Annotated in this window: 11 protein-coding genes; 10 read left to right on the top strand and 1 reads right to left on the bottom strand. The window is 68.0% G+C overall.

Annotated features, from left to right (window positions below):
* Positions 1-2 precede the first annotated feature (2 nt).
* Entirely contained in the window at positions 3-1,451 is a 1,449-nt protein-coding gene (locus G6N50_RS14180; RefSeq protein ID WP_083097866.1) for an FAD-dependent oxidoreductase, read from the bottom strand.
* Between the two features lie 63 nt (positions 1,452-1,514).
* Here G6N50_RS14180 and G6N50_RS14175 point away from each other — a divergent pair, with 63 nt between their 5' ends.
* The 10 genes from G6N50_RS14175 to lpqB all read left to right on the top strand — a co-directional run bounded on the left by G6N50_RS14175 (position 1,515) and on the right by lpqB (position 12,017).
* Complete coding sequence (locus tag G6N50_RS14175) at positions 1,515-3,032, top strand: APC family permease (protein WP_083097865.1); 1,518 nt, start codon at positions 1,515-1,517, stop codon at positions 3,030-3,032.
* Positions 3,033-3,133: 101 nt separating this feature from the next.
* Entirely contained in the window at positions 3,134-4,393 is a 1,260-nt protein-coding gene (locus tag G6N50_RS14170) for an alkane 1-monooxygenase (protein ID WP_083097863.1), read from the top strand.
* A complete protein-coding gene (locus tag G6N50_RS14165; protein ID WP_083097862.1) occupies positions 4,390-4,569 on the top strand; it encodes a rubredoxin in 180 nt (59 codons plus the stop codon). The genes G6N50_RS14170 and G6N50_RS14165 overlap by 4 nt, the downstream gene beginning before the upstream one ends.
* Positions 4,566-4,748, top strand: a complete 183-nt coding sequence (locus G6N50_RS14160) for a rubredoxin (RefSeq protein ID WP_083097860.1) — start codon at positions 4,566-4,568, stop codon at positions 4,746-4,748. Before G6N50_RS14165 ends, G6N50_RS14160 begins: the two co-directional genes overlap by 4 nt.
* Positions 4,749-4,798: 50 nt before the next feature.
* Positions 4,799-5,395: a TetR family transcriptional regulator AlkX gene (alkX, locus tag G6N50_RS14155; RefSeq protein ID WP_083097921.1), complete on the top strand. Its 597-nt coding sequence runs from the start codon at positions 4,799-4,801 to the stop codon at positions 5,393-5,395.
* A 110-nt stretch (positions 5,396-5,505) separates the two neighbouring features.
* A complete protein-coding gene (ahcY, locus tag G6N50_RS14150) occupies positions 5,506-6,978 on the top strand; it encodes an adenosylhomocysteinase (protein ID WP_083097859.1) in 1,473 nt (490 codons plus the stop codon).
* 110 nt (positions 6,979-7,088) lie between these two features.
* Entirely contained in the window at positions 7,089-7,766 is a 678-nt protein-coding gene (locus tag G6N50_RS14145) for a dTMP kinase (protein ID WP_083097857.1), read from the top strand.
* A gap of 90 nt (positions 7,767-7,856) precedes the next feature.
* The gene (gene mtrA, locus G6N50_RS14140) at positions 7,857-8,543 is read left to right on the top strand and encodes a two-component system response regulator MtrA (protein ID WP_007168097.1); all 687 of its coding nucleotides are present in this window, start codon (positions 7,857-7,859) and stop codon (positions 8,541-8,543) included.
* A gap of 43 nt (positions 8,544-8,586) precedes the next feature.
* On the top strand, positions 8,587-10,263 hold the full coding sequence (mtrB, locus tag G6N50_RS14135; protein ID WP_083097856.1) for an MtrAB system histidine kinase MtrB: 1,677 nt from the start codon (positions 8,587-8,589) through the stop codon (positions 10,261-10,263).
* Entirely contained in the window at positions 10,263-12,017 is a 1,755-nt protein-coding gene (gene lpqB / locus G6N50_RS14130; protein WP_163650851.1) for an MtrAB system accessory lipoprotein LpqB, read from the top strand. The genes mtrB and lpqB overlap by 1 nt, the downstream gene beginning before the upstream one ends.
* Positions 12,018-12,069: the final 52 nt, after the last annotated feature.

The raw sequence follows: 12,069 nt of genomic DNA, 5'->3' as shown, positions 1-12,069 counted from the left end.
GGCTAGTCCCGATGGTGGCGACCCGCTTCGCCCGGCAGCGCCGCGCTTGCGATCGCCACGCGCCGCCGTTCTTTGGCGGCCTGACGCCGCTCGCCCAGCCAGAGCCGTAAGTTGTGCGCCATCGCGCGGCCGACGATCCGGGGCGGCGGCACCATATAGAGGCTGTCCAGCAGGGAGAACCGCCGCAAGAACCATTCGGCCAGAACGGGTTCGGTCTCGGCGGCGCCCAGGAATTGGTCGAACAGCGCACCTGAGGGCCGCCACCACCAGGGGACCGGCCCCTTGGTGCCGGCATGGTGGAACGTGACGTCGCCGATGGCGTTCATCGTCCACACCGGGAAGGTGCTCTTGGCGGTGGCCCGGTTCAGCGCCGCGGCAACCTGATCGTCCGGCAATTGCAGCGCGCGGCGCAGATGACCGGCCTGCAGCGATGTCATCGTCATGCCCTGGCCGAAGGTGGGATTGAAGCTGGCCACCGCGTCGCCGAAGGCGATGATGCCGGCCGGGAGGCGGTCCAGCTTGTCGTAACGGCGCCACCTGCTGGCCGGGAAGGAGTGAAACGCCGGATCGCCCAGCGGCTCGGCCCGCTCCAGCGCGGCGTTGAAGTGGGCGGGGAGCAGCCGCTGTGCCAGCCCGAGCATCTCGGGAAAGGTCTTCGGGGGTTTGGCGTTGGCCACGCCGAACGTGGTGAGCACCCAGGTGCCGTCCTCGTAGCCGAGCATGCCCAGCCCCAGGGACATGTCGTGGGAGGCGCCGGCGACCACCACCTTCTCCGCGATCAGCCCGTCCGGGATGCGGAACTGCTGGGTGGCGTAATGGATGCCGATGTCCAGCTCCTGTTCGACCGGGCGCTGAAATCCCCAGTCCGCCAGCCACACCGGCAGCCGGGTGCCCCGGCCCGCGGCGTCGACGACCAGATCCGCGGCTACGAATTCGGGGTCCTCGCTTTGGGGGTCGACCGGATCCAGGAGCACACCGGTCACCCGCTGTCGCGCGCGGTCGAACCGCGGCTCGGCCACCGGGCGCCGCACCACGTTCACGTTGGCGATGTCGCGGACCCGGCGGCGCAACTGCCACTCGAGGTGGGGGCGGCTGGGCACATAGGCGGTGAACTCGTCGCGCAGGGTGTGCGCGGTGCCCAGAACGTGGCCCGCGGCGCCCAGGTAAATGCAGTCGGGCCGGTTGTGCAGTTTCGGGACGCCGGCGGCCACCATGTCGTCCAGCAGCCCGGGGAACAGGCTCTCGAATTCGCTGGCCCCGCGCGCCATCAGCATGTGCAGGTGCCGGTCCTGGGGCACCGTCCCCCGGTTCGCCGGTGCATCCGGCAACTCGTCGCGTTCGTAGACCGTCACCCGCGAATACGAGTCCGAGAGCACCCGCGCCGCGCAGAGACCGGCGATGCTTCCCCCTATGACGACGGCATGATCCCTAGCCGTTGCTCTATCCGGCATTTGCGGAGAGTACCCAGTACTGTGACGGACCAACGGCTCCCAGCGCTGGGAAAGGGCGAGTGCATGGCCAATCGATGGCGGACCAAGTCGATCGAGCAATCAATCGCCGATACCGACGAACCCGACACCAAGCTGCGCAAAGACCTGACCTGGCGCGACCTGGTGGTGTTCGGCGTCGCGGTGGTGATCGGCGCCGGCATCTTCACGGTCACCGCGTCGACAACCGGTGACATCACCGGCCCGGCAATCTGGGTGTCGTTCGTGATCGCGGCGGGCACCTGTGCGCTGGCCGCGCTGTGCTACGCCGAATTCGCCTCGATGCTGCCGGTGGCCGGTAGCGCCTACACCTTCTCTTACGCCACCTTCGGGGAGTTCCTGGCCTGGATCATCGGCTGGAACCTGGTGCTGGAACTGGCGATCGGTGCAGCGGTGGTGGCCAAGGGCTGGTCGAGCTATCTGGGCACCGTGTTCGGATTTGCCGGCGGCACGGCGAAATTCGGCTCGATCCAGGTGGACTGGGGGGCGTTGGTGATCGTCGCGGGGGTGGCGACCCTGATCGCGTTGGGCACAAAGTTGTCATCGAGGTTCTCCGCGGTTATCACCGCGATCAAGGTGTCGGTGGTGATCTTCGTCGTGGTGGTCGGTGTCTTCTACATCAAGCGCGCCAACTACTCGCCGTTCATCCCGAAGGCGGAGGCCGGCGGTGATGCCAAGGGCATCGACCAGTCCGTTCTGTCTTTGCTGACCGGCGCGCACAGCAGCCACTACGGCTGGTACGGCGTGCTGGCGGGGGCGTCGATCGTGTTCTTCGCCTTCATCGGGTTCGACATCGTCGCCACCATGGCCGAGGAGACGAAGAATCCGCAGCGCGATGTGCCGCGGGGAATCCTGGCGTCGCTGGGCATCGTCACCCTGCTCTACGTCGCCGTCGCCGTCGTGCTGTCCGGCATGGTCCCCTACACCCAACTCAAGACGGTCCAGGGCCGCGGGCAGGCGAACCTGGCCACCGCCTTCACCGCGAACGGCATCCATTGGGCGAGCAAGATCATCTCCATCGGCGCGCTGGCGGGACTGACCACGGTGGTGATGGTGCTGATGCTCGGCCAGTGCCGGGTCCTGTTCGCGATGGCGCGCGACGGTCTGCTGCCACGGTCGCTGGCCAGGACCGGCACGCACGGCACCCCGGTGCGGATCACCGTGCTGGTCGCCGTGGTGGTGGCCGTGACGGCGTCGGTGTTCCCCATCACCAAGCTCGAGGAGATGGTGAACGTCGGAACGCTGTTCGCGTTCGTCCTGGTCTCGGCCGGCGTGATGGTGCTGCGCCGGACACGGCCGGATCTGGAGCGCGGATTCAAGGCGCCGTGGGTGCCGTTGCTTCCGATCGCCTCGATCGCCGCGTGTGTGTGGCTGATGCTCAACCTCACGGCACTCACCTGGGTCCGGTTCGCGGTCTGGTTGGTGGTCGGCACGGCCATCTACGCCGGGTACGGCTATCGGCACTCGGTGCTGGGCCGGCGTGAGGAAGGGGAGCCCGAGCTGAGCGACGCGCTCGAGGCTGACCCCAATAGCCCGGTGCCCTGACCATTCGGCTTTACAAAGTACCGACTATTGTCTAGACAGAAGACGAAAACGGCGGTATTGTCCAACCTCAACGTGGTGTGACTCACAAGGAGGTTTGGCATATGACCACATTCGAACCGCAATTGAGCCGGGAGTCCGAGCCGGTCGTCTGGCGGGACAAGAAGCGTCGCCTGTGGCTGATGGGGCTGATCGCCCCGACGGCATTGTTCGTGATGTTGCCGCTGGTCTGGGGCCTGAACCGGCTGGGATGGCACGCCGCCGCCCAGGTGCCGCTGTGGATCGGGCCGATCCTGCTCTGGGTCCTCCTGCCGATCCTGGACCTGCGTTTCGGGCCCGATGGGCAGAATCCGCCCGACGAGGTGATGGAGCAGCTGGAGAACGACAAGTATTACCGCTACTGCACCTACGTCTACGTCCCGTTCCAGTACCTCAGCGTGGTCATGGGCGCCTACCTGTTCACCGCCTCGAATCTGCACTGGCTCGGCTTCCCAAGCGGCCCAGGCGGCCCGCTCGGTTGGGTGGGCAAGCTGGGGCTGGCGCTGTCGGTCGGCGTGCTCGGCGGCGTCGGCATCAACACCGCGCACGAGATGGGCCACAAGAAGGACTCGCTGGAACGCTGGCTGTCCAAGATCACCCTGGCGCAGACCTGCTACGGGCACTTCTACATCGAGCACAACCGCGGCCACCACGTCCGCGTCGCCACCCCGGAGGACCCGGCGTCGGCGCGCTTCGGCGAGACCTTCTGGGAGTTTTTGCCGCGCAGCGTGTTCGGCAGCCTGCGCTCCGCGCTGCGGCTGGAGGCGCAACGGATTCGCCGCCAGGGGGCCAGCCCGTGGCATCCCAAGACGTATCTGTCCAACGACGTCCTCAACGCCTGGCTGATGTCGGTGGTGCTGTGGGGGGCGCTCATCGCGATCTTCGGCCCGGCGCTGATCCCGTTCGTGATCATCCAGGCGGTCTTCGGCTTCAGCCTGCTGGAGTCGGTCAACTACCTGGAGCACTACGGGCTGCTGCGGCAGAAGAACGCCGGCGACCGCTACGAGCGCTGCGCGCCGGTGCACAGCTGGAACTCCGACCACATCGTCACCAACCTGTTCCTGTACCACCTGCAACGGCACAGCGACCACCACGCCAACCCCACCCGCCGCTACCAGACGCTGCGCAGCATGTCGGGCGCACCCAACCTGCCGAGCGGATACGCGTCGATGATCTCGCTCACCTACTTCCCGCCGCTGTGGCGCAAGGTCATGGATCACCGGGTGCTGGCGCACTACGACGGCGATATCACGCGCGTCAACATCCAGCCGCGGCTGCGCGAGCGGGTGCTGGCCCGCTACGGGGCGGTTGGGGAAGCGGCATGACCGCCTACCGCTGCCCCGGCTGCGATTACACCTACGACGAAGCGAAAGGCGCACCGCGGGAAGGTTTTCCCGCGGGTACGCCCTTCAGCGCCATCCCCGACGACTGGCGCTGCCCCGATTGCGCGGTGCGCGAGAAGGCCGATTTCGAAACGATTGAGATGGGAGTGAACCGGTGAGCGACTACAAGCTCTTCATCTGCGTGCAGTGCGGATTCGAGTACGACGAGGCCAAGGGTTGGCCGGAGGACGGCATCGCCCCCGGCACCCGGTGGGACGACATCCCCGACGACTGGAGCTGCCCGGATTGCGGCGCGGCGAAGACGGACTTCGAGATGCTGGAGATCGCCCGTTCGTGATCGGCACCAACGCCGTTGCGAAAGCCGCTATTGTCGCGCCTGTGAAGCGGATGCCGTACGCCGAGGCGTCGCGTGCGCTGCTACGCGACTCGGTGCTGGATGCGATGCGGGATCTGTTGCTGACCCGGGACTGGTCGGCCATCACGCTGTCCGACGTGGCCCGCGCCGCGGGCATCAGCCGGCAGACGATCTACAACGAGTTCGGCTCACGGCAGGGCCTGGCGCAGGGGTATGGCCTGCGCCTGGCCGACCGGCTGGTCGACGCCGTCAACGCCGCGCTGGAAGCCAACGTCGGCAACCTCTACGAGGCGTTTCTGCAGGGCTTCCGCGACCTGTTCACCGAGTTGTCGGCGGACCCGCTGGTGATCTCACTGCTCACCGGTGTGGCCAAGCCGGACCTGCTGCAGATCATCACCACCGACAGCGCACCGATCATCACCCGCGCGTCGGAACGGCTGACCACGGCGCTGACCCACAGCTGGGTGGCCACCAGCGACGAGGACGCCGGGGTGCTGGCGCGCGCCATCGTGCGGCTGGCGTTGAGCTACGTGTCGATGCCGCCCGAGGCCGACCATGACGTCGCGGCGGACCTGGCGCGGCTCATGACGCCGTTCGCCGAACGTCACGGCGTCATCAACGTTCGCTGAGCCCTTCCCTGGTCCGAGGTGCGCGCCGACCCGCGACTACAGTGGCGCAAGAACATACCTAAGCTAACTACCGCTTGGATCCGAGCGAGCCGAAGAAGGAAGAACACGCTATGACGACGACCGAAAACGCACTCACCCCCGACGTTCGAAACGGCATCGATTTCAAGGTCGCCGATCTGTCGCTGGCGGATTACGGTCGCCGGGACATCGAGCTCTCGGAGCAGGAGATGCCGGGTCTGATGTCGCTGCGCCGTGAGTACCACGACGTGCAGCCGCTCAAGGGGGCGCGCATCTCGGGTTCGCTGCACATGACCGTGCAGACCGCGGTGCTGATCGAGACACTCGTCGCGCTGGGCGCCGAGGTCCGCTGGGCGTCCTGCAACATCTTCTCCACCCAGGACCACGCCGCCGCCGCGGTGGTCGTCGGCCCGCACGGCACCCCGGAGGAGCCCAAGGGCGTCCCGGTGTACGCGTGGAAGGGCGAGACGCTCGAGGAGTACTGGTGGGCCGCCGAGCAGATCCTGACCTGGCCCGACGAGCCGGCCAACATGATCCTGGACGACGGCGGTGACGCCACCATGCTGGTGCTGCGCGGCGCGCAGTACGAGAAGGCCGGCGTAGTGCCGCCGGACGACGAGGACGACTCGACCGAGCACCGGGTGTTCCTGAACCTGCTGCGCAAGCGCTTCGAGACCGACAAGGACAAGTGGAGCAAGATCGCCGCGTCCATCAAGGGCGTCTCCGAGGAGACCACCACCGGCGTGCTGCGGCTCTACCAGTTCGCCGCCGCCGGCGACCTGGCGTTCCCGGCGATCAACGTCAACGACTCGGTCACCAAGAGCAAGTTCGACAACAAGTACGGCTGCCGGCACTCGCTGATCGACGGCATCAACCGCGGCACCGACGTGCTGATCGGCGGCAAGAAGGTGCTGATCTGCGGCTACGGCGACGTCGGCAAGGGGTCCGCCGAGTCGGTGGCCGGCCAGGGCGCGCGGGTGACCGTCACGGAGATCGACCCGATCAACGCCCTGCAGGCGCTGATGGAGGGCTTCGATGTCAAGCGGGTGGAGGACGTGATCGGTGAGGCCGACATCATCATCACCACCACCGGCAACAAGGACATCATCACCCTCGAGCACATGAAGCAGATGAAGGACAAGGCGATCCTGGGCAACATCGGCCACTTCGACAACGAGATCCAGATCGCGCGGCTGGAGAAGTCCGGTGCCACCAAGACCAACATCCGCCCGCAGGTCGACCTGTGGACCTTCCCCGACACCGGCAAGTCGATCATCGTGCTGTCCGAGGGCCGGCTGCTGAACCTGGGTAACGCCACCGGACACCCGTCATTCGTGATGAGCAACAGCTTCTCCAACCAGGTCATCGCCCAGATCGAGCTGTGGACCAAGAACGACGAGTACGACAACGAGGTCTACCGGCTGCCCAAGCACCTCGACGAGAAGGTGGCCCGCATCCACGTGGAGGCGCTGGGCGGCGAGCTGACCAAGCTCACCAAGGAGCAGGCCGAGTACATCGGCGTCGACGTCGACGGCCCCTACAAGGCCGACCACTACCGGTACTGAGCCACTCGTTTTCCCGCCGATTGTCACGCCGGCGTGGCCCTCGCTGCCGAGCTGGGGGCACCTCCCGCTTGCGGGGGACAGGCCAGCGTGACCGGCGATAGGCTCGCGCCGTGCTGATCGCGATCGAAGGCATCGACGGCGCCGGTAAGCGGACGCTGACCGACAAGCTGCGCAACCTCTTTGCGGCGGACGGCAAGTCGGTGGCCATCCTGGCCTTCCCGCGCTACGGGCAGTCGGTGACCGCCGACCTCGCGGCCGAGGCCCTGCACGGCGAGCACGGAGATCTCGCGTCGTCGGTCTATGCGATGGCGACGCTCTTCGCGCTCGACCGTGCCGGGGCGGTCGCCGAGATCGAGGCGCTGCGCCGCGAGCACGATGTCGTCATCCTGGATCGCTACGTCGCCTCCAACGCGGCCTACACCGCCGCCCGTCTGCACCAGGACGCGGCCGGCCCGGCCGTGCAATGGATCCACGCGCTGGAATACGAGCGCCTCGGGCTGCCGGCGCCCGACTGGCAGGTGCTGCTCGCGGTGCCGGCCGAGCTGGCCGGGCAGCGCGCCCGCAGCCGGGCCGAGTCCGATCCGGGCCGCGCGCGCGACAGCTACGAACGCGATGACGGCCTTCAGCAACGCACCGGCGCGGTCTACGCCGAACTGGCCGCCGCGGGCTGGGGTGGCCCCTGGCTGGCCGTCGACCCGGACGCCGATCCGGGGTGGCTGGCCGCCACGTTGACCGGCGCCAAGGACGGCGCGACCACGCGGGACGGGCGCGGTGGGGCGGCCGAATAGGCGCTTTTACCCGAATTTGCATCCAAAATCGGCCATCCAGCCGAGAAACGCCCGTGTGGCGCCCCAATTTTGTCCCGATCTGGTGACACCATGGACTCCATGAGGCAAAGGATTTTGGTCGTCGATGACGACGCTTCGCTAGCCGAGATGCTCACCATCGTGCTACGTGGGGAGGGTTTCGACACCGCGGTCATCGGTGACGGCACCCAGGCCCTGACCGCGGTGCGCGAACTGCGCCCCGATTTGGTGCTGTTGGACCTGATGCTGCCCGGCATGAACGGCATCGACGTGTGCCGGGTGTTGCGCGCCGACTCCGGCGTGCCGATCGTGATGCTGACCGCCAAGACCGACACCGTCGACGTGGTCCTGGGCCTCGAGTCGGGCGCCGACGATTACATCATGAAGCCGTTCAAGCCGAAGGAGCTGGTGGCCCGGGTGCGGGCGCGGCTGCGGCGCAACGACGACGAGCCCGCCGAGATGCTGTCCATCGCCGACGTCGAGATCGACGTGCCGGCGCACAAGGTCACGCGTAACGGTGAGCAGATCTCCCTGACACCGCTGGAATTCGACCTGCTGGTGGCGTTGGCGCGCAAGCCGCGGCAGGTGTTTACTCGTGATGTGCTGCTCGAACAGGTGTGGGGCTATCGACACCCGGCGGATACCCGCTTGGTGAACGTGCACGTCCAGCGTCTGCGGGCCAAGGTTGAGAAAGACCCTGAGAACCCGACCGTGGTGTTGACCGTTCGAGGAGTGGGTTACAAGGCCGGCCCTCCGTGATCCTCGGCGACATTGCTGAGCGTCGCGAGGAGGAGCGCCTCACGTGATCTGGGGCCCCCGGCGACGCACTCGGAGCCGCTGGGGGCGCTCTGGCCCGATGACTCGCGGCATGGGTGCCGTGAGCCGAGTCGTTGGGACTGCCTGGCGGCGCTCGCTGCAGCTGCGGGTGGTGGCCCTGACCCTGGGGCTGTCCCTGGCCGTCATCCTGGCGCTCGGCTTCGTCTTGACCAGTCAGGTCACTAATCGTGTGCTCGACGTGAAGGTCAAGGCCGCCATCGAACAGATCGAGCGGGCCCGCACCACCGTGGGCGGGATCGTCAACGGTGAAGAGGCACGCTCGCTGGACAGCAGCCTGCAGCTGGCGCGCAACACGCTGACGTCCAAGACCGACCCGGCATCGGGCGCGGGGATGGCCGGCGCCTTCGACGCGGTCTTGATGGTGCCGGGCGACGGCCCACGCGCCGCGACTACGGCCGGTCCCGTCGACCAGGTGCCCAATTCTTTACGCGGCTTCGTCAAGGCCGGGCAGGCGTCCTACCAGTACGCCACCGTGCACACCGACGGGTTCGCCGGGCCGGCGCTCATCGTGGGGACGCCGGCGTCGTCGCAGGTGGCCAACCTCGAGCTGTACCTGATCTTCCCGCTCAAGAACGAGCAGTCCACGATCCAGCTGGTGCGCGGCACGATGATCACCGGCGGCGCGGTGCTGCTGGTGCTGCTGGCCGGGATCGCGCTGCTGGTCTCACGGCAGGTGGTAGTGCCGGTGCGGTCGGCGTCGCGCATCGCCGAACGGTTCGCCGAGGGGCATCTGTCCGAACGCATGCCGGTGCGCGGCGAGGACGACATGGCGCGGCTGGCCGTGTCGTTCAACGACATGGCCGAAAGCCTGTCGCGCCAGATCACCCAGCTGGAGGAGTTCGGTAATCTGCAGCGCCGCTTCACATCCGACGTGAGCCACGAACTGCGCACCCCGCTGACCACCGTGCGGATGGCCGCCGACCTGATCTACGACCACAGCGAAGACCTCGACCCGACGCTGCGGCGCTCCACCGAGCTGATGGTCAACGAGCTGGACCGGTTCGAGTCGCTGCTCAACGACCTGCTGGAAATCTCGCGGCACGACGCCGGTGTCGCCGAGCTGTCCGTGGAGGCCGTCGACCTGCGCACCACCGTGCAGAGCGCGCTGGGCAACGTGGGGCATCTGGCCGAAGACGCGGGCATCGAACTGAAGGTGGACCTGCCGACCGAAGAGGTGATCGCCGAGGTCGACACCCGGCGGGTGGAGCGCATCCTGCGCAACCTGATCGCCAACGCCATCGACCACGCCGAGCACAAGCCGGTCAAGATCCGGATGGCCGCCGACGAGGACACCGTCGCCGTCACCGTGCGCGACTACGGCGTCGGGCTGCGGCCCGGCGAGGAGAAGCTGGTGTTCAGCCGGTTCTGGCGGGCCGACCCCTCACGGGTTCGCCGCTCCGGCGGCACCGGGCTCGGCCTGGCGATCAGCATCGAGGACGCGCGACTGCACCAGGGCCGGCTGGAGGCGTGGGGAGAACCGGGCGACGGCTCGTGCTTCCGCTTGACGCTGCCACTGGTTCGCGGACACAAGGTCACCACCAGCCCGCTGCCGATGAAGCCGGTTCCGCAGCCGGCCCCGTCCGGCCCGCAGCACGCGAAAGACCTTCCGCGCCAACGAGAGCACGCCGAAAGGACCCTGTGATGCGGCGGTTGTTGGGCCTGCTGATGCTGGCCATGCTGCTCGCCGGCTGCGCGGGGGTGCCCAGCTCGTCGGCGCCGCAAGCCATCGGCACCGTCGAACGGCCGGCGCCGTCGAACCTGCCCAAGCCGACCCCGGGCATGGATCCCGACGTGCTGCTGCGCGAATTCCTCAAGGCCACGGCCGATCCCGCGAACCGGCATCTTGCCGCCCGCCAGTTTCTCACGCAGTCGGCCTCCAACTCCTGGGACGACGCCGGTAGCGCGCTGCTGATCGACCACGTGGTGTTCGTCGAAACCCGTGCAGCCGAACGTGTTTCGGCGACCATGCGGGCAGACATCCTGGGTTCGCTGTCCGACATGGGCGTGTTCGAAACCGCCGAGGGAGTGCTGCCCGACCCCGGTCCGATCGAATTGGTCAAGACCTCCGGCGGCTGGCGCATCGACCGGTTGCCCAACGGCGTCTTCCTGGACTGGCAGCAGTTCCAGTCCACCTACAAACGCAACACGCTGTATTTCGCCGACCCGACCGGCAAGACGGTGGTGCCCGACCCGCGCTACGTCGCGGTGCCCGACCATGACCAGTTGGCCACCGAGCTGATCTCCAAGGTGATCGCCGGGCCGCGGCCCGAGATGGCGCACACGGTCCGCAATCTGCTCGCCCCGCCGCTGCGGCTGCGCGGGCCGGTGACCCGGGCCGACGGCGGCAAGAACGGCATCGGGCGCGGCTACGGCGGGGCGCGCGTCGATCTCGAGAAGCTGTCCACCACCGATCCGCACAGCCGTCAATTGCTTGCGGCGCAGATCATTTGGACGCTGGCCAGGGCCGACATCCGGGGCCCGTATGTGATCAGCGCCGACGGTGCACCGCTGGACGACCGGTTCCGCGACGGGTGGACCACCTCCGACGTGGCGGCCACCGATCCCGGCGCGGCCGACGGCGCGGGTGCGGGGCTACATGCCCTGGTGAACGGTTCGCTGGTGTCGCTGGACGGCCAGCACACTGCCATGGTGCCCGGCGCGTTCGGGCGGATGGGCGACCAGACCGGCGCCGCGCTGTCGCGCAGCGGCCGGCAGGTGGCGTCGGTGGTGACGCTGCATCGCGGCGCCCCGGACATGGCCGCGTCCTTGTGGATCGGTGATCTCGGCCAGGAGGCGGTGCAGTCCGCCGACGGTCACACCCTGTCGCGGCCGACCTGGTCGCTGGACGACGTGGTCTGGGTGGTGGTCGACGGCAACAACGTGTTGCGGGCCATTCAGGAGCCGGCCTCCGGGCAGCCCGCGCGGCTTCCGGTGGATTCGGTGGCGGTGGCCACCCGGTTCCCGGGACCGATCACCGATCTGGAGCTGTCCCGCGACAGCACCCGCGCCGCGATGGTGATCGGTGGCCAGGTGATCCTCGCCAGCGTCGAGCAGACCCAGGCCGGGCAGTACGCCCTGACCTTTCCGCGCCGGCTCGGTTTCGGGCTGGGCAATTCGGTGGTGTCGCTGTCGTGGCGCACCGGCGACGACATCGTGGTGACCCGCACCGACGCCAGCCATCCGGTGTCCTACGTGAACATCGACGGCGTGAACTCCGACGCGCCGCCGCACGGTCTGCAGATGCCGGTGACGACGGTGGTCGCCAACCCGTCCACGGCGTATGTCGCGGCTCCCCAAGGGGTGCTGCAGTATTCGCCGTCGGCCGATGGCCAGCAGGGCTGGTCGGAGGTGCCCGGGCTGATGGTGTCCGGGGCGGCCCCGGTGCTGCCCGGCTAGCTGGCGAAAAGCGGCGATCGCCGCTTAGGGGCATGTCACCCCGGGCCGTCAC

Origin of the sequence: Mycobacterium mantenii (genome assembly GCF_010731775.1) — a bacterium.
GTDB classification, from domain to species: Bacteria; Actinomycetota; Actinomycetes; order Mycobacteriales; family Mycobacteriaceae; genus Mycobacterium; species Mycobacterium mantenii.
Note: the sequence above shows the minus strand (reverse complement) of the source record. Positions and strands in the feature narration are given on the sequence as shown.

Excerpts from the sequence above, each read along its gene's own strand:
- G6N50_RS14180 (WP_083097866.1), bottom strand. The coding sequence starts at position 1,451 with ATGCCGGATAGAGCAACGGCTAGGGATCATGCCGTCGTCATAGGGGGA.
- G6N50_RS14175 (WP_083097865.1), top strand. The coding sequence starts at position 1,515 with ATGGCCAATCGATGGCGGACCAAGTCGATCGAGCAATCAATCGCCGAT.
- G6N50_RS14170 (WP_083097863.1), top strand. The coding sequence starts at position 3,134 with ATGACCACATTCGAACCGCAATTGAGCCGGGAGTCCGAGCCGGTCGTC.
- G6N50_RS14165 (WP_083097862.1), top strand. The coding sequence starts at position 4,390 with ATGACCGCCTACCGCTGCCCCGGCTGCGATTACACCTACGACGAAGCG.
- alkX (WP_083097921.1), top strand. The coding sequence starts at position 4,799 with ATGCCGTACGCCGAGGCGTCGCGTGCGCTGCTACGCGACTCGGTGCTG.
- ahcY (WP_083097859.1), top strand. The coding sequence starts at position 5,506 with ATGACGACGACCGAAAACGCACTCACCCCCGACGTTCGAAACGGCATC.
- mtrA (WP_007168097.1), top strand. The coding sequence starts at position 7,857 with ATGGACTCCATGAGGCAAAGGATTTTGGTCGTCGATGACGACGCTTCG.
- lpqB (WP_163650851.1), top strand. The coding sequence starts at position 10,263 with ATGCGGCGGTTGTTGGGCCTGCTGATGCTGGCCATGCTGCTCGCCGGC.